At 66.3% G+C, this 24226-nt stretch carries 20 protein-coding genes; 4 read left to right on the top strand and 16 right to left on the bottom strand.

Annotation, left to right across the window (positions count from 1 at the left end; translation table 11 throughout):
* Positions 1 to 7 precede the first annotated feature (7 nt).
* A complete protein-coding gene (locus AC5P8J_RS04575) occupies positions 8 to 388 on the bottom strand; it encodes a VOC family protein (protein ID WP_031269802.1) in 381 nt (126 codons plus the stop codon).
* Positions 389 to 432: 44 nt separating this feature from the next.
* Positions 433 to 1014, bottom strand: coding sequence for a TetR/AcrR family transcriptional regulator (locus tag AC5P8J_RS04570; protein ID WP_227853571.1), 582 nt, complete (start codon positions 1012 to 1014; stop codon positions 433 to 435).
* A gap of 69 nt (positions 1015 to 1083) precedes the next feature.
* On the opposite strand from AC5P8J_RS04570, the gene AC5P8J_RS04565 reads away from it, so the two are divergent.
* Positions 1084 to 1629 (top strand): thioesterase family protein, encoded by a 546-nt coding sequence (locus tag AC5P8J_RS04565; protein WP_019660345.1) that lies wholly within the window; start codon positions 1084 to 1086, stop codon positions 1627 to 1629.
* Between the two features lie 89 nt (positions 1630 to 1718).
* Here AC5P8J_RS04565 and AC5P8J_RS04560 read toward each other — a convergent pair whose 3' ends face one another.
* Together AC5P8J_RS04560 and AC5P8J_RS04555 are read right to left on the bottom strand one after the other, a co-directional pair.
* Complete coding sequence (locus AC5P8J_RS04560; RefSeq protein ID WP_032953528.1) at positions 1719 to 2549, bottom strand: SGNH/GDSL hydrolase family protein; 831 nt, start codon at positions 2547 to 2549, stop codon at positions 1719 to 1721.
* Positions 2550 to 2596: 47 nt separating this feature from the next.
* A complete protein-coding gene (locus tag AC5P8J_RS04555) occupies positions 2597 to 3562 on the bottom strand; it encodes a DUF2268 domain-containing putative Zn-dependent protease (RefSeq protein WP_227853570.1) in 966 nt (321 codons plus the stop codon).
* A 138-nt stretch (positions 3563 to 3700) separates the two neighbouring features.
* On the opposite strand from AC5P8J_RS04555, the gene AC5P8J_RS04550 reads away from it, so the two are divergent.
* A complete protein-coding gene (locus AC5P8J_RS04550; protein WP_227853569.1) occupies positions 3701 to 4684 on the top strand; it encodes a hypothetical protein in 984 nt (327 codons plus the stop codon).
* Between the two features lie 13 nt (positions 4685 to 4697).
* Here the strand turns inward: AC5P8J_RS04550 and AC5P8J_RS04545 are convergent, their stop codons facing one another.
* The 4 genes from AC5P8J_RS04545 to AC5P8J_RS04530 form a co-directional block, all read right to left on the bottom strand.
* A complete protein-coding gene (locus AC5P8J_RS04545; protein ID WP_058981328.1) occupies positions 4698 to 5018 on the bottom strand; it encodes a hypothetical protein in 321 nt (106 codons plus the stop codon).
* A gap of 248 nt (positions 5019 to 5266) precedes the next feature.
* On the bottom strand, positions 5267 to 7099 hold the full coding sequence (locus AC5P8J_RS04540) for a M3 family metallopeptidase (RefSeq protein WP_425605146.1): 1833 nt from the start codon (positions 7097 to 7099) through the stop codon (positions 5267 to 5269).
* Positions 7100 to 7264: 165 nt separating this feature from the next.
* Positions 7265 to 9727, bottom strand: a complete 2463-nt coding sequence (locus AC5P8J_RS04535; RefSeq protein ID WP_495216635.1) for a S9 family peptidase — start codon at positions 9725 to 9727, stop codon at positions 7265 to 7267.
* Positions 9728 to 9894: 167 nt separating this feature from the next.
* Entirely contained in the window at positions 9895 to 10224 is a 330-nt protein-coding gene (locus AC5P8J_RS04530; RefSeq protein ID WP_021202747.1) for a hypothetical protein, read from the bottom strand.
* 238 nt (positions 10225 to 10462) lie between these two features.
* Here AC5P8J_RS04530 and AC5P8J_RS04525 point away from each other — a divergent pair, with 238 nt between their 5' ends.
* Positions 10463 to 11239 carry a HipA family kinase gene (locus AC5P8J_RS04525; protein WP_021202746.1) on the top strand — a complete coding sequence of 259 codons (777 nt, stop codon included), beginning with the start codon at positions 10463 to 10465 and terminating at the stop codon, positions 11237 to 11239.
* The gene (locus AC5P8J_RS04520) at positions 11217 to 11618 is read left to right on the top strand and encodes a DUF3037 domain-containing protein (protein ID WP_019660358.1); all 402 of its coding nucleotides are present in this window, start codon (positions 11217 to 11219) and stop codon (positions 11616 to 11618) included. Before AC5P8J_RS04525 ends, AC5P8J_RS04520 begins: the two co-directional genes overlap by 23 nt.
* A gap of 138 nt (positions 11619 to 11756) precedes the next feature.
* On the opposite strand, the gene AC5P8J_RS04515 is transcribed toward AC5P8J_RS04520, so the two are convergent.
* The 8 genes from AC5P8J_RS04515 to ligA form a co-directional block, all read right to left on the bottom strand.
* Positions 11757 to 12239 carry an REP-associated tyrosine transposase gene (locus AC5P8J_RS04515; RefSeq protein WP_494540196.1) on the bottom strand — a complete coding sequence of 161 codons (483 nt, stop codon included), beginning with the start codon at positions 12237 to 12239 and terminating at the stop codon, positions 11757 to 11759.
* Positions 12240 to 12458: 219 nt separating this feature from the next.
* Positions 12459 to 14981 (bottom strand): membrane-bound PQQ-dependent dehydrogenase, glucose/quinate/shikimate family, encoded by a 2523-nt coding sequence (locus AC5P8J_RS04510; protein WP_494540190.1) that lies wholly within the window; start codon positions 14979 to 14981, stop codon positions 12459 to 12461.
* 326 nt (positions 14982 to 15307) lie between these two features.
* Positions 15308 to 18022 (bottom strand): DNA gyrase subunit A, encoded by a 2715-nt coding sequence (gene gyrA, locus AC5P8J_RS04505; protein WP_227853567.1) that lies wholly within the window; start codon positions 18020 to 18022, stop codon positions 15308 to 15310.
* 261 nt (positions 18023 to 18283) lie between these two features.
* Positions 18284 to 19348: an S-methyl-5-thioribose-1-phosphate isomerase gene (gene mtnA / locus AC5P8J_RS04500; protein WP_111102642.1), complete on the bottom strand. Its 1065-nt coding sequence runs from the start codon at positions 19346 to 19348 to the stop codon at positions 18284 to 18286.
* 47 nt (positions 19349 to 19395) lie between these two features.
* On the bottom strand, positions 19396 to 20124 hold the full coding sequence (locus tag AC5P8J_RS04495) for a DUF3011 domain-containing protein (RefSeq protein WP_021202738.1): 729 nt from the start codon (positions 20122 to 20124) through the stop codon (positions 19396 to 19398).
* A gap of 141 nt (positions 20125 to 20265) precedes the next feature.
* Positions 20266 to 21222 (bottom strand): EF-P lysine aminoacylase EpmA, encoded by a 957-nt coding sequence (epmA, locus tag AC5P8J_RS04490; RefSeq protein ID WP_021202737.1) that lies wholly within the window; start codon positions 21220 to 21222, stop codon positions 20266 to 20268.
* Positions 21219 to 21704: a GNAT family N-acetyltransferase gene (locus tag AC5P8J_RS04485; protein ID WP_019660365.1), complete on the bottom strand. Its 486-nt coding sequence runs from the start codon at positions 21702 to 21704 to the stop codon at positions 21219 to 21221. The genes epmA and AC5P8J_RS04485 overlap by 4 nt, the downstream gene beginning before the upstream one ends.
* 47 nt (positions 21705 to 21751) lie before the next feature.
* Positions 21752 to 24223 carry an NAD-dependent DNA ligase LigA gene (ligA, locus tag AC5P8J_RS04480; RefSeq protein WP_494533552.1) on the bottom strand — a complete coding sequence of 824 codons (2472 nt, stop codon included), beginning with the start codon at positions 24221 to 24223 and terminating at the stop codon, positions 21752 to 21754.
* Between the last annotated feature and the right edge of the window lie 3 nt (positions 24224 to 24226).

Below are 24226 nucleotides of genomic sequence, written 5' to 3'. Positions count from 1 at the left end.
GGCTGCTTCACGCCGGCCGCGCCTTGGTCACCGCCTCGATGCGATGGCCCTCGGGGTCGACCACGAACGCGGCGTAGTAGAAGTCACCGTAATCGGGGCGCAGTCCGGGCGCTCCATTGTCAGCGCCTCCGTTGGCGATGGCTGCTGCGTGGAAGGCATCCACCGCCGCTGCGGACGCTGCAGCGAACGCCAGGTGGAAGCCGGGGCCCGGCGCTGCGGCGTCATCACGCAGCTTCAGGCACAACGCGTCTTCATCATCGGCCACCCCATAGCCGATCGCGGTCTCGTCCTCGAACACCCGGCGGTACCCGAGTGCGGCGAGCGCGGCGTCATAAAAGCGGCCTGCGATATCAAGGTCACGAACGCCGAGGGAAAGGTGGTGCAACATGCGGACATCCTTGCCGGGCACGCAGTAGCGCGTTTGGGTGCATTCTAGCGCTCAGGTGGCGCGGCGGCCTTCAGCAACTGCGCTGCGACCTGGTCGAACGGGGCGATGTCCTGCAGTGCGCGGCACATCGCCACGGCGCCTTCCACGCTGGCGATCACCAGGCTGGCCAACCCATCCGCCACAGCAGGTTGGTGGCCGTCGGCAATGAAGGCTGCGGCCAGATGCCCCTGCCAGCGCATGAACACCTCTGCGGCGGCCGCGCGCGGTTGGCTGGGAACCGCCTCGACCGGTTCCTCGACCGCGGCGGCCAGCACCGGGCAGCCGGCGCGGAACCCGGAGCGCAGCAGGCGCTCGCGCCACATCGCCAGGAACTGCTGCAGCCCCTGCACGGCTCCGCCTTTCAACAGCTCAACGAGAAGCGCCTCCACCTTGTCGCCAGCCACGTAGGTGGCGCGCGCCAGAAGCTCCTGTTTGCCGCCAGGAAAATGGTGGTAGGTCGAGCCCAACGGCGCCTCGGCCAGCTTGGTCACCTCACGGATGCTGGTGGCATTGAGGCCTACCCGCGCCAGCATCTGTGCTGCGGCATCAATCACCCGTTGCGGGGCATCAGAGGGTCGTGGACTCACGGCGATCGCCTTGCTAAGACAGTCGTCATAGATTAGCGTACCGGCCGTTCTATAACAGTCGTCATAGCCATGAATCTCTGGTTCCGCCTGCTCCATCTACTGCTTTGCAGCCTGTTCCGGCCCAAGCTGGAGGCCCCGTTCGGGGTCTCACGGCTGCAGTTCCGGGTACTGCCCAACGACCTGGACAGCAACCTGCACATGACCAACGGCCGCTACTGGAACATCTTCGATCTGGGCCGGCTGGACCTGATCCTGCGCATGGGCCTGGGCCGGGTGGCGCTGCGCGAGAAGTGGGCACCGATCGTCGGTGCAGGCACCATCCAGTTCCGCCGCGAACTCAAGCCGTTCCAGCGCTTTACCCTGGAAACGCGCCTGGTGGGCTGGGTCGGCTCGCGCGGCATCATGGAGCAGCGCGTGCTGATCGGGCCCGAGCAGAAGATCGCCACACGTGCGCTGCTGGTCACCGGCATCTACGACCGCCGCGCGCGCCAGTTCCTGGGCATGCCGAAGATGATGGAAGCGATCGGCGTGGTCGCCCCACCGTCGCCGTCGCTCAGTGCAGCCGCCGAGGCGCTGCTGGCGGCCGATGCGGCGTTGAAGCAGGACGATGCCTGAGGCACAGATGGGGGCGACCTGCATGGGGCGCTTTCCGCCGCGCCGCAGTAGGCTGATGCCCCAGTACAGGGCGGTAGATCCGCTGCTGATCAGTTTCGATACGCGGTGGTCGACAAGCCTGCCTGCCGCTGCGACCTCTGCTGCAGCGCGCGCTTGACTGCCGCTTCGGCCAGCGGCGCCATCACCGCATAGCCCTTCGCCGTAGGATGCACGCCATCCTCGGCCAGCTGCGGATCGAGCCCTCCGGCGGCATTGGCCATCGGCGTGTGGTAGTCCAGATAGACCAGCTGCTGTGCATCGGCATGGCGCTTCAACGCCGTGTTCAGCGCACGCACCTTGGGCGCAGGCGCGATCCCGGGCATCCATGGGTAATCGCTGACTGGCAGCACCGATGCCAGCACCACGGCGATGCCATGTGCGCGGGCCAGGTCCACCATCGCGTGCAGGTTGTCTTCGATCATCGCCTGCGTGGATGGACCGGTGTTGCCTGCAATATCGTTGGTACCGGCCAGGATCACCACCACCTGTGGCTTCAGCGCCAGCACGTCTTGCGGGAAGCGCACCAGCATCTGTGCCGTGGTCTGGCCGCTGATACCGCGGTTGAGCCAGCCCTTGCCGGGGAAGAAAGCCGCGCTGCCTTCCCTGCCCCAGCCTTCGGTGATGGAGTCGCCGAAGAAGACCACGCGTGGCTGGCCCGGCGCCGCCGCGGGCAGTCGCGCGTTGGCATCACGATAGTGCTGCAGCTGCGGCCAATCAGCCAGGCGCTGCTGCATGAAACGAATCTCATCAGGGCGCAGCTGCTCTACGGGCTTGAGCAGCATCGGATTGACCGCGCCCGTTTCAGCAGCCGCGGTCGGAACGGTCAAGCCAATGCTGAAGGCGATGGCCAACGTTCCGGCAAGCACTACAGGAATACGCATGGAGACTCTCCCGGTTCACGGTGGCAGTCTAACGCCCCGCCCTGTGCTCAGCGTGCAGCCGTACGCGCCGCCACACCCGTGACTTTCGCCGGCATCCACATGCCCGGCGTCCAGCCGCTGGCAGCGAGGATCGCCTTCGGGTTGTCCTGCTGGATCAGCGCACGCACCGCATCACGCTTGTCCTTGGCCTGCAGGTAATACGCCTTGGCGATGCGGTAACCCACCCAGTACCCCAGGTCGTAGGGTTCCTGCGAGCCCGGCTTGTAGTTGTACAGCCATGGCGACAGATCGGTGCTGTCCAGATCCAGCGCGAACGCGCTTTCGATATGCACTTCCCGGCCACGGGTCCAGGCCGCGTGGCGCCCGTTGCCGACGTTGCCGGAAATCAGCTCGGCGATGAACTCGGCGATGCCCTCGCCCAGCGAAACACGCAGCACTGTCGCGCGCGGGTCACCCGGCTCGAAGTCGATCAGGCCGGTCTGCTGGATGTGCACGTATTCGTGTGCGATCACATGCACGAAGCGGTCCTGCACATTGGCATTCATGAAATCGGCTGCGCACAGCGCTTCCAGGCCGATGATCACCCCGCTTTTCGAGGTCAGCCCGACCGGACGGCCACGGCCCACCGCGATGGTCACCGGCGGAAACGCAGCCTGTGGGTAGATCGCCTGCAGGTTGGAAAACACCTGCGTCAGGCGTTGCTTCACCGCTGGCAGTTCGGCCAGGCAGCTTCGTCCCTGCGCATACAGTTCCGGCTGCTTGGCGATGGACTCGGCAATGCGCTCGGGGGTGACCCGGCGCACCTTCGCCAGTTCGGCCAGGCCCGCCGAACCCTCGGCCAGGTATCCACGCAGCTGCGCAACGCTGGGCTTGCCGCCAGCGCTGTCATAAAGTGCATAGAAACGGCTGACATCCTCGGTGAGGATCTGCGGCCCTGCCGGTACCGCTGCGGTGGCCACGCCTACCGCCCCGGCACAGGCCAGGGCCAACAGGCCGCGCAGGATCATGAACATCGCTCCGTCCTTGGTGGAGTGCATGCGAAGCGCGCAATCTATCACTCCGCCCGGCCCACTGCAGCAGGCGGATGCGGGCGCACCGGCGCTGTGCCAGACTCGCTTCGGCACCTGCCATGGAAGATGGAGCACCGCACGATGATGATCGTTCCCGCGTACTGGGCCGAAGCCCGCCTGCAGGCCCGTTTCCGTGGCCGGCCGGTGGTCGTGCGCCGCTTCGGCTGGTCCGACGAAGGCCCTGCCGAGGCGCAGGTGCACGCCGACCGCCGCGCCAACGAAGCCCTCAATGCCATCCTCGCCGGGCAGGTGCTGCCGCGTCGCGAAGTGCGCAGCAACTACGGCGTGGAGGGCGTTCCGATCCGCGAGCAGATCGTGCAGCGCGACGGCGGCGTCATCATCACCCGCAACAGCTACGGTGCGCTCTGCCTCAATACCCCTGACGTGCTGTTCGCCGATATCGACCATGCGCAGCCACCGGCGGGTTGCGTGATGCCCGCTGTCATCGCCGCAGCGCTGCTGTTTGCTGGCGCTATCGTCGGCACCCTGCTGTGGCACTGGCTGGTGGGACTGGTATTGGGCGTGGCGGCCGTAGTGCTGGTGAATGCCGCGATGCTGATGCAGCGCAGGCGGCGGCTGGCCGCCGCCGGTGGCGCCGAAGGTGTGGCGCTGCAGCGGGTCGCGGCCTTCAGCGAACAGCATCCGGACTGGCATCTGCGCGCCTACCGCACGCCAGCCGGACTACGCGTGCTGGTCATGCATGCCACGTTCTCGCCCGAGGACGAGCAACTGCAGGCCTTCTTCAAGGCGCTGGGTACCGACGCCCTGTACGCGCGCATGTGCCGGCTGCAGCATTGCTTCCGTGCGCGACTGACACCGAAGCCCTGGCGCGTCGGCCTGAAATACCGCATCCGCCCACCGGTGGCCGCGTGGTCAGCCGAACAGGCCAACAACCCGGACCGTCTGGCCTGGATTGCCGAATACGAAAAGAAGAGCGCTGGCTTTGCCGCGTGCACCTACCTGCGCAGTTTCGGTGATACCGCGCGCATCCATGCCAAGGCCGAGCACGTGCGTGCGCTGCACGACCGCCTGTCGCACGCGCAGGACCGTCTGCCGCTGGCGTGAGCGCAGCAGGCGCTCAATCAGCGCCCTGTACGAACGGCTGCCCTGCCAGGGTAGTGCCCAGCCGCATCGCGACCTGCTGCCCGCCCTTTTCGAAGGTTGTTGCGCATTGCTTGGCGCCCTTCTGGCATCCAACTTCCGGAAAGCCCTCGAGTGACTCAGGCGCGCCCTGGACCGGACTCGCCTGCCACCCTGCCGCATCCATCAGGCGCTTGGCCTTGGCATAAGGCATGCCGGCAACAATGCCCAGCTGCGCCAGTTCGGAGGGGAGTGATTGCGCATGCAGGATCGGCGTCATCACCAGCGCCAACACTGCGGCGATACGTTTGGACTTCATTGGTGAAACCCCTGGCAGACAGCAACAGGCCTGCAGCGTATCGCAGCTTCCGCACGCCATTGCACCCGCATCACATACGGTTACGCAATCGCAACGGCCGATGACACGAGGTCACCCCGGGGCCGCATCCGGTTCGCTTCGCGCGCGGCCAGCGCATTGCTGGCCGAGTCGAGGACCGCGGAAAGCGCGTCCGGCTCGCTGCGCACCGCGTACATCACCCGGGTGCCGGTCAGCAGCAGGCTGTCGCCTCAGCGACCGCGCTGGCGCTCGATTTCCGCGTGCAGTACCTGCAGCTGCGCCAGGTACTGCTGGAAGATGCCCAGATCCTCCTCGACCAGGCGTGGCCAGTCGGGCTTCGCATTCAGCAACTGCTCGACCTGCTGCTGCGGCGGGCGATCAAACCCTTCGCCCAGGACGGCCAGGTAGCGCTCCCTGAATCCCTCCGGATCCTGCTGGTCCTGTGCGAAGAGCTGCACCGCAATCAATCCGGCATACAGGTAATTGGCCAGGTAAAGCGGATCCTCATACATCAGCCGCTTGGATACCCAGGTGCTGCGCAGCTCGGGATACTGCTCCGATGCGCCGCCATACCGGCCCAGTACCTTCACCGTCATCGCATCAAGCGCGTCTGCGTTGCCAACCTCATCGGCGGCCACTTGCTGATAGATGGACTGTTCCAGATCGGCCTCTTCAGACGATACGAACAGCTGCAGGATGATGTCATCGAGCAACGACTTCAGGTAATACGCCTTGGCACGTGGATCGCTGGCCTGCCGATAGAGCTGATCGCGGAACTTCAGTTCGTTGTAGATGGCGAAGGCCTCGGTCAACCACTTGTTGCCGTTGCGCTGGAACGAGGATGCGCCACCGCGCTGCATCCACTGCCCATGCATGGCATGGCCGGCTTCGTGAGCGATCTGGACATCCCCCTCCAGATCGCCCTGTCGATGACCAACGAACAGCAGCGAAGGCGCGCCAGGGGCGCTGATCGAAAACGCATCCATCGCGCGCCGCCCTGCCGATCCACCCAGATCCATGTGTCCGCCCGCAGGATCGAGCAGCCCGCGCAGCCCTGTCACGTAGTCCGGCCCCAGCACCTGCATCGATGCCGCTGCCGCATCACGCAATTGCGCCAGGTCAAGCGGCGGAGGGATATAGCCCGCATCAGGCAGGCCCATGTCCCAGATCCTTGGGGAGGCCTGGCCCATGCGCTCAAGATGGGTCAACTGCATCTGTTGGTAGTTGCGTCGCAGCGGCGCGTGGCGCGCTACTGCCGCCAGTGTCGCGTCGACGGCGGCCTGATCCAGGCCCATGTGCCGGTAGCTGCGGTCAGGCGCAGTTCCATCGCCCTGCAGTTCCGACGCTTGCTCGTTGAGGCGGACCAGGCCCAGCAGCACCGTTGCCATTTCGCGGCGCCGCGACGCCATTCCCTGCCAGTAAGCACGCCATGCCGCTTCGCGCAGTGAACGGTCCGGCAGGCGGGAAAGGGCTCGCGCATCGGTGCGGCTGTCAAACGTGCCGCCTTCATGTTCGAAGCGCGCAAAGGGCGCCGATTGCAGCAGCTGCCGGTGCAGTCGCCCGAAGCTGTCCAGCGCCGGGTCGGCCAACGTGTCGACCGCATCCACCAGCGCGGCATTGGCCGGCTGCACACCCTCCCGCAACGCCCGTTCACGCAGGTCGGCATGCGGCTCGATCCAGGCAGCCTGCGCGGGCGCATCACGTAATGCCTGCTTGGCAATCGCCGCGATGCGTCCACATGTGCCGGCCACTTCGCCCTGGGTGTTGGCCAGCCGGGCATCATCAGCATTGCGCGCTGCCTGAAGATGCAGGTAGCCATGGTGCCGGAGGCACTCGCCATACAGCTGCTCGGCCTGCTGGAACCGCACGTCTGGCGGCGCCTGAAGGGCCTTGAGGGCATCGGTGCTGCGCTCGAGGTTCTGCCATGCCTCACGTTCAAGGGAGGCGCTGCCAAAGTAGCTGCGGTCATCTGCCCGCAGAGCCTGCGCTTCCACTCCGTGTGTCATCCCGGCCAACAGCGTCGCGATGACAAAAGTGATGGCGCGCATTCCATTGCGATGCATCGATGTCTCCTGGTCCGTTTCCATTCCCAGCTTAGCAGCCCGGGTGGCCCCGCATGCCGCATGGCAGGTGGCTTCCCGATTCCCGATTGCGCATCCGGATCCAGGCCGTCTGCCCACTCACATCCCGAGACAGAAAGGCCACCCGGAGGTGGCCTTTCTGTTCCCTTACTTGGCGTTCTTCACGTAGGTGTCGAACCAGTTCAGCATTTCCGCCACCAGCTGCTCGTTCGATTCCAATGCGGTGTACCAGTGCGGTTCGTTCGGCAGCATCACCAGGCGGGTGGTGCCGCCGTTGCCGCGGATCGCCTGGTACAGCTTGCGCGACTGGAACGGCTCGGTGCCCGGGTTGGCGTCGTCCTCGCCGTGGACCAGCAGCAGCGGCAGCTTGATCTTGTCGGCATAGAAGAACGGCGAGGCCTTCAGGTACACGTCCTGCGCCTGCCAGACCGAGCGGCGTTCGTTCTGGAAGCCGAACGGGGTAAAGGTCTTGTTGTACGAACCGCTGGTCGCCACGCCGGCCTTGAACAGGTTGGTGTGCGCGATCAGGTTGGCGGTCATCAGGCCACCATGGCTGTGACCGGTCACGCCGATGCGGTTGCGGTCGACCACGCCCATGTCCACGGCCTTGTCCACCGCCGCCTTGGCGTCGGCTTCCAGCTGCTCCAGGTAGGTGTCGTAGGCGTTCTTCGGGTCACCCACGATCGGGAACGAGGCGTTGTCGATGATCGCGTAGCCGGCCAGCAGCATCAGGCGGTACGGCTGCAGGCGGGTGAAGGTCTGCTGCGAACCGGACACCTGGCCGGCCTGCGCGGCATTGGCGAAGTCGGCCGGGTACGCATACAGGATCGCCGGCACGCGCTGGCCTTCCTTGTAGCCCGGCGGCGTGTACAGGGTGAACGACAGGTCCACGCCGTCGGCACGCTTGTAGGTCACCAGCTGCTTCTTGATCTGGCGCACCTCCGGGGTCGGGTCGACCAGCTTGGTCAGCGCGGTCGCGGTGGACGCGAACTGCGCCTCGCCGGTCTTCGCATCAGCCACTGCCTCACCCTGCTGGCGGATGAAGGCGTTCGGAGGATCGATCACCGACTGGTGCCAGGTCAGGTAGCGCCCCGGCGTGTTGCTGAAACCGAGGAACTGCTCGTAGGCATCGGCGCTGCTGCGGAACAGGCGCTCGCTTTTCAGCGTGCCCAGGTCGAGGCGGTCCAGGAACGGACGGTCGCCCTGCGGCGAGGCGCCACGGCCGCTCAGGAACACGTGATTACCCTCCTGGCGCACGACCTGTGCGCCGTTCGGCAGGCGGGTAAAGACCAGGTTGCCGGGGTTGCCGTACAGCTCATCGCTGGACATGTCCCACAGCAGGCGGCCTTCCTTCTTCGGCTGGTCCACATCGACGATGCGGGTCTGCATCCAGTGGCGGTTCTCGTCGTTCTCGAACTGGAACGCCACGGCCGGATCGGCAGTCCATGCGAAGCCCTCAAATCGCTGCGCGGTACGGGTGATTTCGGTCGGCTTGCCGTTGAACGGGGCCTTCAGCATCAGCACGCGGTCGCGGTGCGGCACGTTGACCTTCCAGTCGCCCTTGTCCAGTGCCTCGGCATAGACCAGGGTGGCCGGATCGGTGGCACGCCAGTCGAAACCGCGCGGGCCTTCCGGTACGCCGTGCACCGGCACGCGGTCGGCCAGCGGCAGGCTGGCAATCGGCGTGGATTTGCCGCTGGCGATGTCCAGCACGGCCACGTCGTTGGCGAAACGCTGGTAGGTCACCGCATGCGAGTATGGCGCCTTGATCGATTCGGTCAGCACGTGCACGCCATCGGGTGCGGCGCTGATTTCGTTGAACAGCGCCGGCTGCCCGACCGGACGCACGCTGTTGGCGGCGGTATCGACCACGGCCAGCTGCGAGGCACCGTAATAAGCGAACAGCTTCTCGTCATGCACGCTGGTCAGCGTGTCGCGGGCTTCGTAGGTGCTGCTTTCGCCGCTGCTGCCCAGCGACTCCTGCGCGTCCGGGCCGGTCGGTAGGCCACCGTTGGACGGTGCTGGGCCCTGGTTGGCCGGCACCAGCTTCACCAGCAGATTCTGGCTGCCGCCCAGCCACTGCACGGTATAGCCGAAAATCGGGTTCAGTTGCACGTTCGGCACCTGCTTCACCTGGCCGGTGGCCGCATCGCCCACCCACAGCTGCACGCTGGTATCGACCGCATTCTGGAAGGCGAAGTGGCTGCCATCGGCCGACCACAGCGCGCCGGTGGCGCAGCCCTGCGGCAGGTTGACCTTGGTCTCCTTGCCGCTGCCGATGTCGACCAGGGTGAAGTCGGCCACGCAGGCCGGAATGCCGTAGCCACCGGGGGTGTCATGGCGGCTGCGGTTCTTCGGCTCCAGGCGCACGCCGGCCAGCTTCAGGTAAGGCTGGGCGACACGGCTGATCGACGGGTAGGTCTGCGCGGTAGTCAACAGCAGGCGCTGGCCCCCCGGGGCCACGTTCGGCGCTGGCGGCGGCGGCGCCTTCAGCACCTTGAGCAGGTGTTCCGGCGGCTTGGCGTAGTCGGCAAGCGCCGGGCCAGCGGCCAGCAGGCCGACGGTGGCAACGGCAACGGCCGCCGCCAGAGAGGTTCGACGGATCAGCATCCTTATCCCCTGAAGTGTGAATGGGTACCCGGAATCGGGCATGGACCCGAATCTAGCACCGCAGGGGTTGTCGTGAATGGGCCGGAAGGGCTAGTGGCCGGATGGGGCAAAGTGCGGCCCCGGCAGGTGCCGCGGAACTGCCGGCACCTGCCGGGCGTGGCCTGGCACTACTGCTGCGCGTGCAGGTCCCAGGTGGCCAGGTAATCGGGATCGACCACGATCATGCCGCTGGTGCGCATGCGGTATTCCCCAGGCTCGGCTGGCTGGTACTGGTCCAGCATCGGCGGCAGGTAGCGCTCGTGGCCATCATTCTCGTCGGCCAGCACCACGCCCTCGTCGGCGCTGATGCGCAACACCGTGCCGGCGTACTGCTCCAGCCCCTTCACCTGGCCGTCGCCACCATAGCGGGTGACCCCGACCAGTACGACCTTGCCGATCATTTCTTCCGCCTTGGCATCGTCCAAGGCCGGCAGAATGGGAGTGAATTCGTCGCTCATCGGTGCACCTCCGTAGCCTGCAGGACATCGTGGATGAGGTTTCCGCTTCGCAGTGCGCGTCGCTGGCAGCCGAGCAGGTACCCAGCCTGGAGCCTCTGCATCGAGAGTGCCAGTACGCCCATGAACCCAAGGGTTCCTGGAGCACGATGCTGCCATCGCAGGCGGAAGGGACAGGTGAAGGCCGAACTCGGTCCTCGCCGATCAGGGGGTTGCACCTGCACCACGCTAGAATGCGCCCATGCGCACCGTACATGCCCTCCGCTACATCACTCCCTTGCGGGAAGGTGGCTCCCTGCCGGCCGTGGTCGAGACCGACGACGACGGCATGGCCGTGCTGAAGTTTCGTGGCGCCGGCCAGGGCCCGAAAGCGTTGATCGCCGAGCTGATCGCCGGCGAGATGGCACGCACGCTGGGCCTGCCGATTCCGGAAATCCTGTTCGTCGAGCTGGACCGCGAGTTCGCCCGCACCGAGCCCGACCCGGAAATCCAGGAACTGATCCGTGCCAGCGAAGGCCTGAACCTGGGCCTGGACTACCTGCCCGGTGCGATCAACTACGACCCTGCGGCGATGCCGGTGGACGCCGACCTGGCCTCGCGCATCGTCTGGTTCGATGCGTTCACCAGCAACGTCGATCGCACCACGCGCAATCCCAACCTGATGGTGTGGCATCGAAAGCTGTACCTGATCGATCACGGTGCGGCCATGTACTTCCATCACGACTGGGCCAACGCCGGCGATGCCTGCGAAAAGCCGTTCGTGCTGATCCGCGACCACGTGCTGCTGTCGTTCGCCAGCCGCATCGCCGAGGTGGATGCCGAACTGGCCGCGCGCCTGACCGATGCCGAGATCGAGCGCATCGTCGGCCTGGTGCCGGACAGCTGGCTGGTCAACGAGCCGGCATTCGACAGTCCGCAGGCCTATCGCCAAGGCTACATCGACTATCTCAAGCATCGCCTGAAAGTGCGTGCGGTGTTCGTGCAGGAGGCCATCCGTGCCCACGCTGCACACGTATGACTACGCGGTCATCCGCGTGGTACCGCGGGTGGAACGCGAGGAATTCATCAACGTCGGGGTGATCGTCTCCTGTCCTGGCGCGCGTCATCTGGAGGCGGCCATCGAGATCGATCCTGCGCGCCTGCGCGCCTTCGCGCCGGCGCTGGACCAGGAGGCGCTGCAGCCGTGGCTGGATGCGATCGTGGCCATCTGCCGCGGCGACGCCAGCGCCGGCCCCATCGCGCAGTTGCCCGCGCGAGCGCGCTTCCATTTCCTTACCGCCAAGCGCAGTTCGGTTGTGCAGATGTCGAGCACGCATGTGGGCCGCACGGCCGACCCGGCGGGTGTGGTGGAACACTTGATGACGAAGATGGTGCGGGTACCGGCACCATCCGAGTAACGTCGATCGGGTAGAGTCGACTGTTAGTCACTAACGCGCGCAGCGTGGGCTCTTTGGCTGTGGTTGAGAAAGGCAGTCGACTAACAGTCGACTCTACCCAGTCGACTCTACCCGGTAGACGCCACCCGGCCGGTGCCATCACCATTCGCGCTCGCCTGCCGGCTCAAGCTCGCTCAACGGCCAGCGGCACCATCCATACGGATGGTCACCGATCTGGGCGGCAAGACCGGCTCGAACGGGATTTGCCAGAATGTAGCCGGCGTGCCGCTGCAGCGATGCGTCACTGCGGATCGCATGGTCGTGATAACCCGCCTGCCAGATTGCACCCTGCTTCCCTCGCCGCCGGTTGATCAGAAAACTGCTGCGCGCCTTGAAGCGCTGCACGCAGTAGCCCAGCGAATGGCCACGTAGTTGAGCCAGCCAGTGGATGTGATCCGGCATGATCACCCAGGCAAGCGACGCAGTCAGGCCTTCCCGATCCATCGATCCAAGGAGCTGCATGGCAAGGTCGGCATTGGCAGGGCAATCGAAGACGCGATGGCGGTTCCTGCACACCATGGTGATGGTGTAGACGTTGCCGACGATGGATCGGCGGCCGGCAAGCAGTTGAGGGCTGGGCATGAGTTCGAGAATGCCCGCCAGGATGGATTCCCGACATCGGTTCATTGCCAACGCCAGGATCAGGGATCATCTCGATACAGCGTCCGGGGATGTGGAGTCGCCCGGGTAGCGTCGACTGTCGCGCGAAGCTGGGGCTTTCCAGCGCGGGAGAAAAGAGCAGTCGACTAACAGTCGACTCTACCCGGTCGACTCTACCCAATCGGTTATACCCTGTCGGCACTACCTGGGCAGCGCAAATGCCATCACGTAATCGCCCTTCGGGGTCTCCATGAAGTGGTGGCCGCCGGCCATGATCACCACGTACTGGCGGCCGGCCTGCTCGTACACCATCGGGTTGGCCTGCCCGCCCGCTGGCAGCTTGGCATGCCACAGCTCCTTGCCGGTCTTCAGGTCGATGGCGCGCAGCAGGTCATCTGTGGCGGCGGCGATGAAGATCAGGCCGCTGGCGGTCACTACCGAACCACCGTTGTTCGGCGTGCCGATCTCGATCGGCAGGCCGGAACGGATGCCGAACGGACCATTGCCGCGCGCACTGCCGAACGGGCGGTCCCACAGCAGCTTGCCGGTGCGCAGGTCGATGGCACGGATGCCGCCATAGGGCGGCTGCTTGCACAGCAGGCCGGTGAATGGCAGGCGCCAACCGGCGTTGACGTCGATGGCATACGGCGTGCCGACCTGCGGATCGCCGGCGCCCTCGCCACCTCCCTTGTCGGCGCGGATCTTCTCGCGCGGCAACCAGCCCAGCCGGTCGGCCTCCGCGCGTGGCACCAGCCGGTTGTAGTTGGGCATGTCGTTGTAGTTGGCTACGATCACGCCGCGTCGCGTGTCGATGGACACGCTGCCCCAGTCCGAGCCGCCGTTGTAGCCGGGGTATTCGATGGAATGGCGCTCGCTGCTCGGCGGCGTGTAGAAGCCTTCGTAGTACGCCTTGCGGAACTGGATGCGGCAGACCAGCTGGTCGATCGGGGTGATGCCCCACATGTCACGCTCGGTCAGGTCATGCTCGCGACGCAGCGTGTGGTACAGCGAGAACAGCTGGGTGGGTGAACGCTGCTCGGGCTCGACGCCACCCACCGGTACCTTGCGCTCTTCGGCAGCAGTCAGCAGCTGGCCGTTGCGGCGGTCGAGAATGTAGATGTCACCCTGCTTGGTCGGCAGCAGGATCGCCGGCACCTTGCCTGCAGCCGTCGGGTAGTCGATCAGGCTGGCCTGCGAACCGAGGTCGTAGTCCCACACATCCTTGCGCACGGCCTGGAAATGCCAGGCCGGCTTGCCAGTGCTAACCTCGATCGCCACCAGCGAGGTCGAGTAGCGGTTCTGGTTTTCAGTGCGTGAGCCACTCCAGTAGTCACCGGCTGAATTGCCCAGCGGCAGGTAGACCAGCCCGAGCGCCTCATCACCGGTGGCCGTGGTCCACATGTTCGGGGTGCCACGCGTATAGGTCTGCTCGCGTGGCGGCAGTCCGCTGCGCTCGTGCTGGTCCATGTCCCACGCCCAGCGCAGCTTGCCGGTGACCGCGTCGTAGGCCTGGATCACGCCCGACGGCGCATCGCGGCGCTGCCCATCCAGCACCTGGTGACCCGTGACGATCACCCCACGCACGATGGCCGGTGGCGAGGTGATCGAAACATAGCCCGGTGGGACCTCGCCCATGCCCAGGGTGATGTCGACCTGGCCGTTGTTGCCGAAATTCACGCACGGACGGCCGCTGTCCGCGTCCACTGCAATGATGCGCCCGTCCAGCGTGCCTTCGATGATGCGCGCCCAGCACGCCGGACGGCTGCCGGGTGCGGCGCTGCGGGTGACCGTTGGCGGTGGCTCGGGAAGGGCCAGATCCGCAGCGGCATCGGCCAACGCCGCATCGGCAATGGTCGGCGTGCTGGGCTGCTCGTAATAGCTCACGCCACGACAGGCGGCGGTATACGGAATCGAAGCATCCCTCACCTTTGGATCGAATCGCCACAGTTCCTTGCCACTGGCGGCGTCGAGTGCGATCAGGCGGTTGCGCGCGGTGCACAGGTACACGCGGTCGCCGACCTTCAGCGGCGTGGTTTCCGCACCCCAGCGCTTGTTCGGCATGTCGCCAGTACGGAACTGCCAGGCCAGCTGCAACGTGGCCACGTTGGCCGGGGTGATCTGCTGCAGCGGCGAGTAGCGGGTGCCGGCATTGCTGCGCCCCCAGGCCGGCCAGTCGCCTTCGGCGGGCTGGTCAGCCGGCTGCAGGCCAGTGGTATCGCGCGTAGGTTCCAGTCCGGCACTGGCTGCGCCTTCCGGGAATGGCAAGTGCCCATCCACTTCGCCATGCGGGGCGAAAGCCAGACCGAAGGCCGCCACGAACACCAGCATCAGCACGCCCGCCACGCTGCGCGACAGGCGTTTTGAAACCGGCTCGCGAAGGGTCGGCGCGAGCAACGCCAGCACGATGCCGAGCGCGGTCACCAGGCCCAGCCGCGGCACCCAGCGCCAGTAGTCGCTGCCTGACTCCCACCAGGTCCACAGCAGCGTACCAATGAACACCAGTGCGTACAGCAGCGCCCCGCTGCGGCGGTTGCCGAACAGCAGGATGCCGCTGGCCAGCAGGCCGAATCCTGCGATGGCGTAGTACGCCGAACCCCCAAGGCTGAGCAACCACGCCCCCAAGCCGCCGATGACCAGGCCGAGCACGACCAGCAGCAGCGACAGCACGGTGACAAGGGGATGCCGGGAGGCGCGGGCGGGAGCGGACTGCGGCGTGGCGGACATCGTCGATCTCCGGGGGCAGCATGCGCCCTTATCCCACCGCCGATGTGAAGCGCGCGCGTATTTTCTGGGTGGACCTGACGGGGTGATCGTCGGCTGGGTGATTGTCGGCTGGGTGATTGTCGGCTGGGTGATTGTCGGCTGGGTAGAGTCGACTGTTAGTCGACTATCGCGCGCAGCGCGGGCTTTTCATCGCCCTGCGCAGAGCAGTCGACTGACAGTCGACTCTACCGCAGCGATCGGAGCATCCACCACGACCGGAAGATCCGCAGAAATGACGACGCCGGCACAGGGCCGGCGTCGTCGGGTACCTCAGGCTCGCGGCGGGATCACTCCTGCGCGGCGTCCTCGCTGCTGGCCGCAGCCGGTGCGCCTTCGGCCGCGGCCGGGGCAGCAGTCGCCACCTCGTCCTCGTCCTCTTCGATGGAGGCATCCATGCGTTCCACCGCTTGCAGCTTCTCGTCCTTGGACAGGCGGATCAGGGTGACGCCCTGGGTGTTGCGGCCGACGCGGCTGATTTCCGAGCCACGTGTACGCACCAGGGTGCCGCCATCGGAGATCAGCAGCACTTCGTCATCCGAACCCATCAGCACCGCAGCGACCAGCTTGCCGTTGCGCTCGGTGGTCTGGATGCCGATCACGCCCTGGGTGCCACGACCCTTGCGCGGGTAATCCGGCAGCGGGGTGCGCTTGCCGTAACCGTTCTCGGTGGCGGTCAGGATGTACTGCACGCTCGCGTCGTCGGCGCCGTCGATCACCGCATCGCCATTGGCGGCGGCTTCCTCGACACCGTTGTCGTCCTCGTTCTCGTCCTCGATGCCACCGGCACTTTCGGCCACGATCAGGCTGACCACTTCCTCGCCGGGCGGCATCTTGATGCCACGCACGCCGGTCGCGGTACGGCCCATCGAGCGGACCTTGTCCTCGCCGAAGCGCACGGTCTTGCCGTTGGAGGCGAACAGCAGGATGTCGCGCTCACCGTCGGTCAGGCCAACGCCAACCAGCGCATCGCCCTCGTCGAGGTTGATCGCGATCTTGCCGCGGGCCAGACGGAAGGCGAACTCGCCCAGCGGGGTCTTCTTGACCGTACCGTTCTTCGTAGCGAAGAACACGAACTGGCCATCGGCGTACTCGCGCACCGGCAGCACGGCCTGCACGCGTTCGCCCGGTTCCAGCGGAATCCAGTTGATGATCGGACGGCCACGGGCGTTGGAACCCGCTTCCGGCAGCTGGTAGACCGGCAGCCAGAACACCTTGCCCGAACTGGTGAAGGTCAGCAGCGTATCGTGCGTGTTGACCAGCCACAGCTGTTCGATGAAATCCTCTTCCTTGGTCGCCGCCGCACTGCGACCACGGCCGCCGCGGCGCTGCGCGCGGTACACGCTGACCGGCTGGCGCTTCACGTAGCCGGCGTGGGACACGGTGACCACCACGTCTTCCGGCGCGATCAGGTCCAGGATGTCCAGGTCTTCTTCGCTGTGGCGGATTTCGGTGCGACGTTCGTCGCCGAACTCGGCCTTGACGTTGACCAGCTCCTCGCGGATGACCTGCAGCAGGCGATCGGGATCTTCCAGGATGTGGATCAGCCCGGCGATCACTTCCAGCAGCTGCTTGTACTCGTCGGTCAGGCGGTCCTGCTCCAGCCCGGTCAGGCGGTGCAGGCGCATTTCCAGGATCTGGGTGGCCTGGATCTCGGTCAGCTGGTAGCCGCCCTCGACCAGGCCGACGCCCTTGGGCAGGTCTTCAGGACGCGATGCTTCGGCACCGGCGGCACCCAGCATCGCACCGACCAGGCCCGGCTCCCACACGCGTGCCAGCATGCGCTCGCGGGCTTCATTCGGGTTCGGCGAGGTCTTGATCAGTTCGATCATCTCGTCGATGTTGGCCAGTGCGACGGTCAGGCCTTCCAGCACATGGGCACGGGCGCGCGCCTTGCGCAGCTCGAACACGGTGCGGCGGGTGACCACTTCGCGACGGTGGCGGACGAACGCCTCCAGCATCTGCTTGAGGTTCATCAACTGCGGGCGGCCATCGACCAGCGCCACCATGTTGATGCCGAACACCGATTCCATCTGCGTCTGCTGGTACAGGTTGTTCAGCACAACCTCGGCAGATTCGCCGCGCTTGATCTCGATGTAGATGCGCATGCCGTCCTTGTCGGACTCATCGCGCAGCTCGCTGATGCCTTCGATCTTCTTTTCCTTGACCAGCTCGGCGATCTTCTCGATCAGACGCGCCTTGTTCACCTGGTAAGGAATTTCGGTGACGATGATCGATTCGCGGCCGTTGTCGGCCACTTCGATATCGGCCTTGGCACGGATGCGCACGCGGCCACGGCCGGTGCGGTAGCCAGCGACGATGCCGGCAGTGCCGTTGATGATGCCGGCAGTCGGGAAATCCGGGCCCGGGATGTATTCCATCAGGCCGTCGACATCGATGTCCGGGTTGTCGATCAGCGCGATGCAGGCGTTGATCGATTCGCTCAGGTTGTGCGGCGGGATGTTGGTCGCCATGCCCACCGCGATGCCAGCCGAACCATTGACCAGCAGGTTCGGGAACCGGGTCGGCATGACCGTCGGCTCCAGTTCCTTTTCATCGTAGTTGGGCTGGAAATCGACGGTTTCCTTGTCGATGTCCGCCATCAGCTCATGCGCCAGGCGCGACATGCGCGCCTCGGTGTATCGCATCGCCGCAGCGGAGTCGCCGTCGATCGAACCGAAGTTACCCTGGCCGTCGACCAGCATGTAGCGCAGCGAGAACGGCTGAGCCAGGCGCACCAGCGTGTCGTATACCGACTGATCGCCATGCGGGTGGTACTTACCGATGACATCACCGACGATACGCGCCGACTTGAAGTAAGGCTTGTTGCTGTGCGCGTTCAACTCGTTCATCGCGAACAGCACGCGACGATGCACCGGCTTGAGGCCGTCGCGCGCATCCGGGAGCGCGCGGCCCACGATCACGCTCATGGCGTAATCGAGGTAGCTCTTGCGCATCTCGTCTTCCAGGTTGACCTGGATGATTTCCTTGGCGGTTTCTGCCATTCGGGTTCCGTTGTCTGGTAGCGGTCCAGTCCGGCGCAGCCCTCTGCGGGAGGGGGTCGCGCCGGAACCTCGATTCAACCTGTGGATACTACCACAACAGGCCGTTTTCCGCCTCCCTTCATGGGGATTTTACCGGCACAAATCAGGAACTTAGGGCCCCATACCGCCCTGTAAAGCCGAGCCCATGCTCGGCTGCGGCGGATTCGCTGGCTGAGCCGAGCATGGGCTCGGCTCTACAGACATCCTCGATCCTGTCCCGCCTCAGCCGTCGAAGGCGGTGCGCATGTTGTGGGCGGTCGGGTTCAGGATCACCCCGCGCTCGGTCACGATGGCGTCGATCAACTCGCCCGGGGTGACGTCGAACACCGGGTTCCAGGCGGCGATGCCCTCGGCCACGGTGCGGGTCCCGCCCACGCCGTACAGTTCGCCCGGATCGCGCTGCTCGATCTCGATCTGGCTGCCGTCCACGGTGTCCATGTCCACCGTCGAGGACGGCGCTACGACCATGAACTTCACGCCGTGATGGCGGGCCGCGATGGCCAGCTGGTAGGTGCCGATCTTGTTGGCGGTATCGCCATTGGCGCAGATGCGGTCTGCGCCGACGATCACCCACTGCACGGCGCCGGTCTTCATCAGGTGCGAGGCAGCCGAATCGGCGATCAGGGTAGCGTCGATGCCATCCTGCTGCAGTTCCCACACGGTCAGGCGAGCGCCCTGCAGCCAGGGCCGGGTCTCGCCGGCAAACACGCGGGCGATGCGGTGCTGGGCCATGCCAGCGCGGATCACGCCCAGCGCCGTGCCGAAGCCTGCGGTGGCCAGCGAGCCGGTATTGCAATGGGTCAGCACGCCGCTGCCGGCCTCGATCAGGCCAGCACCCAGCGCCCCCATGTGGCGGTTGGCGGCCAGGTCTTCATTGGCAATCGCCTGCGCTTCCGCCTCCAGCAACGCCTTCCAGTCTGCGCCGGCGGCGTTCAGGCAACGGCGCATGCGCGCCAGCGCCCAGGCCAGGTTGACCGCCGTCGGGCGCGACGCATTGAGACGCTGCAGGGCCGGCTCCAGCTGCTGCAGCGCATGCGCGCCATCGGCGGCCTGCACCTCGCGTGCCGCCAGCACCACGCCCCACGCGGCGGCAATACCGATCGCCGGCGCGCCACGCACGGTCAGCGCGTGGATGGCGCTGGCAACCTCGTCACTGTCATGGCAGACCACGTGCTCGACCACGAACGGCAGCTTGCGCTGGTCCAGCAGTTGCAAGGCATCGCCGGTCCACAGGATCGGGCGGATGTGGTCGTAACGGGCGTAGTCGATGTCGGAGGCAGTGTTCATGGGCCCATTGTAGGGCCACGCCCCGCGTGGTTGGAGCCTGCCCCGGCTCAATTCACCGAGAATTCGGCGCGGCAGCCGCCGTCCACCCAGATCCCGTTGCGGTTCCAGCCCCAGGTGCTGCCTTCCTCGCAGGGCGTGCTGGACAGCTGCTCGGAGACCACAGCACCCACCGAAATGCTGGCGCCGCAGAAGCGGCGCTTCTTCGACTTCGATTCGCAGGTCAGGCGGCGCGGCACATCGACGAAGCGGCCCTCCTCGTCGGCCACCTCGAAATCGCCCTGGCAGCCACGGCTGGTCCAGACTTCATTGCGCTTGTAGCCCCATCCCTGGCCTTCGCGGCACGGCAGCACCGACAACTGGCGAAGCAGGCGCACCGGCGCGCCATCCAGGCGTACCGGGCAACTCTGCGGACGGCCATTGGATTCGCAGCGCACCACGCGGCGCACCAGGCGCTTGCCTTCCGTTGCCGCAGGCGCCGCACCCTGCGCACGGCGCGCCCGGAATTCGGCGCGGCAGCCAAGGGTGACCCACACGCCGCTGCGGTCGGTGCCCCACTCGCTGCCGCGGATGCAGCTGTTGCTCGACAGCTGGCGCACCAGATCGACGCCGTTGTCCACATCGATATCGCAGTGCACCCAGCCCATGTCGCGCGATTCGCAGGTCACCACTTCGCCGTCATAGCCTGCCTGCTGGGCCGACGCCGATGACGGCAGCCAGGTACCCCAAAGCGCGATGGAGTACACCGGTGCCGCCACGACCGCAAACCACTTGACCAATGCCTTCCCCAACAGGAGTGGACGAATTCCGATGCCAGTGTCCCGCATCTGCCGTGATAAGAGCATCATCCCGCTTACCGAAGCAAGCGCGGAAACGCGGCAATCCGTTCAGTCTTCAACGTTCAGGAACGTGCGCCGCACTCACGCGTGGGCAAAGTCGTAGGCCAGCACATCAGCAATCCGCGGCGTGCGGTTCATCGCCATCAACAGGCGGTCGACACCCACCGCCACCCCGGCGCAGGCGGGCATCGACGGCAGCGCCAACAGCAGCGCCTCGTCCACGGCCGGTAGCACCTGGCCGCGCTCGTGGCGGCGCTGCAGATCGCGCTGGAAGCGCGCGCGCTGCTCGTCGGCGTCGTTCAGTTCGTGGTAGCCGTTGGCCAGTTCCACCGCGCCCAGGTACAGCTCGAAACGTTCGGCCAGCGGGGGCGTGCCCGGGCGGACGCGGGCCAATGCTGCCTGGCTGGCCGGCCAGTCGTGGACCACGGTCATGACATCGCCATCGAAGCGCGGCTGGATACGGTGGGTCATCAGCAGATCCAGCCAGTCATCGCGGGTCAGCCCGACCGGGTCAATGTGCACCTCGCCCAGCGCGGCACGCAGCGCGGCCTCATCGGCCTCGAACGGATCCACGCCCACGTACTGCTGGAACAGCTCCCGGTAACTGAGCACATGCAGCGTCGCATGGCGCCCGACCAGGGCCAACGCCTGGCCTACCAGCTCGGCGGTTTCCTGCACCAGCCGGTGGTGGTCCCAGCCGACCCGGTACCACTCAAGCATGGTGAACTCCGGGTTGTGGCGGCCGCCGGCCTCGCCATTGCGGAACACCCGGCCCAGTTCATAACAGTCGCCCACGCCGGCAGCGAGCAGGCGCTTGAGCGGATACTCCGGCGAGGTGCGCAGCCATCGGCGGCGTCCGCCGGCATCGACATGGCCGGTGAAGTCGGTATGGAAGCTGTCGATGTTCGGCTCGGTGTTGCCCGCAACCGACAGGATCGGCGTCTCCACCTCGAGCACATCGCGCTCTGCAAAGAAGCGGCGCACCAGCGCATTGAGCGCGGCGCGCTGCTGCAGCGCGCGCAGCAGGGCCTCGCTCACAGGATGCCCTCCGGGCGCGGATGGTCGAGCGGCAGGGTCAGCAGATCGCGCGTATCGTCGATGTAGCCGCTGGCCAGGTACAGGCGCCGTGCCAGTTCGTTGTGGTGGTTCACTTCCAGGCGCAGGCGGCTGACGCCACGACCGCGAGCGCGCTGTTCGCAGATGGCCAGCGCCTGCTTGCCGCGGCCACGCCCACGCGCGCGATGGCTCAGGTACAGCTCGTCCAGCAGCATGAAGTGGCCGCCCTGTTCCAGGCTGAAGCCCATCGCGATCACCGCGTAGCCGACCACCTCGCCCGCCTCGTCCAGCCACAACAGCACTTCGCCATTGCGCGGATCGGCCAGCAGCGCGTCCACGCCGCGACGCACGCGCGCGTCATCGAAGTCGATCCTGTCTTCGGCGTAGAACTCGCGCATCAAGGTGATCAACAACTCCTCGTCGGCACGGGTGGCCAGGCGGAAATCCAGTGGGGCGGTCTGCATCGGTGTTCCTTTGTGCTGCATGCCAGGCGCGGCACCCGGCGGGATCGTCATTCGTGTTCGGCAAGGTAGGCCAGCAGGCGTTCCTCGTCCCACACCGGCACGCCCAGCGACTGCGCCTTGTCCAGCTTGGAGCCGGCCTCGGTGCCGGCGACCACGAAGCTGGTTTTCTTCGACACGCTGCCGGAAACCTTGGCGCCCAGCGCCTCCAGGCGCTCCTTGGCGACATCGCGGGTGAGCTGGGCCAGGGTGCCAGTGAGCACAACGGTCTGCCCGTCCAGCGGGCCCGCCACGATCTCGGCCAGCGCCGGCGCCTTGGCCAGGATCTGCTGCATCGCCTTCTCGGCCGCCAGCAACATCTCGCCATGGCCATCGGCATCGAGCCACTCCGCCAGTCCGCGCGCGGTGTCATCGGCCAAGCCGGCATTGACGAACTGGCCATGCTCGGCATCGAGCACCGCCTGTGCCCCCGGGAGCGCTGCCACCAGTTTTTCGGCGCGCAGACGGGTGATGCCGGGGATCTCCGATTCGACCAGCAGCTGCGCCAGGTCCAGTCCCTCGCGCAGCTTGGCACTGGGGGCATGTACATCGCTGATGCGCACCTGGCCGACCTGCAGCAGGTCATCGATGGCCTGCTGGTTGCCCTGCTGTTCGAAGAAGTGACCGAGCGAGCGCGCCACTTCGCCACCGATGTCCGGCACGCGCTTGAACAGCGGCCACGGCAGATGGCGGATCAGTTCCAGGTCGCCGAACCACTGCGCCAGGGCCTTGGCGGTGCTCTCGCCAACGTGTTCGATGCCGAGCGCGAACAGCAGGCGTTCCAGCGTGGCGGCACGACTGGCGTCGATTGCTGCGATCAGGTTGTCGGCCCACTTGGTGGCGATCTTCTTCGTGTTCCATTCGAAGCTGGCGGGCTGTGCCAGCGCCTGCGCGCGCCAGCCCGGATCGCTGCCGTCCAGCTTCAGCACGGCGTTGAGTACCGCGCCACTGCCCTCGGCGGGCAGATGCGGTTTCAGAGCAGCGGCCAGTGCGGGCGGGTCTTCCGCATCCAGCACCAGCTTCAGGTGCAGCAGCTGGTCACGACTGAGCCGGTACAGGTCGGCCACGCTCCTGACGATGCCGGCGTCGACCAGGGTTTCGATGTACTTGTCGCCCAGGCCATCGATGTCCATCGCGCGACGCGAGGCGAAATGGGCAATGGCTTCCTTGCGCTGCGCCGGGCAGGACAGTTCGCCCGAGCAGCGCCATGCTGCTGCCCCTTCCTCGCGCACGATCTCCGAGCCGCACACCGGGCAGCGCGTCGGCATCTGCCACGGCATAGTGCCCTGTGGGCGGCGATCGAGGATGACGCTGACCACTTCCGGGATCACGTCGCCGGCACGGCGCACGATCACGCTGTCGCCCACGCGCACATCCAGGCGTGCGATCTGGTCGGCGTTGTGCAGGGTGGCGTTGGACACGATCACGCCGGCCACGGCCACCGGTGCCAGTCGCGCGACCGGTGTTGCGGCACCGGTGCGGCCGATCTGGATCTCGATGGCCTCTACCGTCGTGCTCTGTTCCTGCGCCGGGAACTTGTGCGCGATGGCCCAGCGCGGCGCGCGCGAAACGAAGCCCATGGCCTGCTGGCCGGCGCGGTCATCCAGCTTGTAGACCACGCCGTCGATGTCGAACGGCAGGCGATCGCGGCGCTCACCGATATCGCGGTAGTAGCCGAGCAGGCCATCAGTGCCCTCCACCACCTTGCACAGCTCGCTGACCGGGAAGCCCCAGGCGCCGAGCTGGGCCAGGGTGCCCGAATGGGTATCGGGCAGCTCGCCGCCCTGCACTTCACCGGTACCGTAGGCAAAGAAGCTCAACCTGCGCTGCGCACTGATCTTCGGGTCGAGCTGGCGCAGCGAACCGGCCGCCGCGTTGCGCGGATTGGCCAGCACCTTGCCGCCGTGCAGGCGCGCACGCTCGTTGTAGGCCTCGAAGTCGGCGCGGGCCATGTACACCTCGCCGCGCACCTCCAGCACATCCGGCCAGTCCTTGCCGTGCAGGCGCTTGGGAATGTCGCCAATCTCGCGCAGATTGGCCGTCACGTCCTCGCCGGTCGTGCCATCGCCACGGGTCGCGCCGAGCACGAAATGACCGTCCTCGTAGCGCAGGCTGATCGCCAGCCCGTCCATCTTCGGCTCGGCCGAAAACCGCAGGCTGCGACGCCCCAGCCGCTCGTCAATGCGGCGCACGAAATCAGCCACCTCCTCGTCGCTGAACGCATTGGACAGCGACAGCATCGGCACAGCATGGCGCACCTCGGCGAAGCGGCCGGAAGGACGCGCACCGACCTGCTGGGTCGGGCTGTCGGCGCGGGCCAGTTCAGGATGTTCGCGCTCCAGTGCTTCCAGTTCGCGCACCAACCGGTCGTAATCGACGTCGGGGATCTCCGGCGCGTCCAGCTCATGGTAGGCGCGGTTGGCCTGGGCGATCTGCCGGCGGAGGTCGTCGGCGCGTTCGGCGGGGCTGGGACTCATCGGGATCCG

The organism is Stenotrophomonas sp. YJH_SMC_37 (genome assembly GCF_059370035.1).
This window is presented reverse-complemented; position numbering and strand designations above follow the sequence as displayed.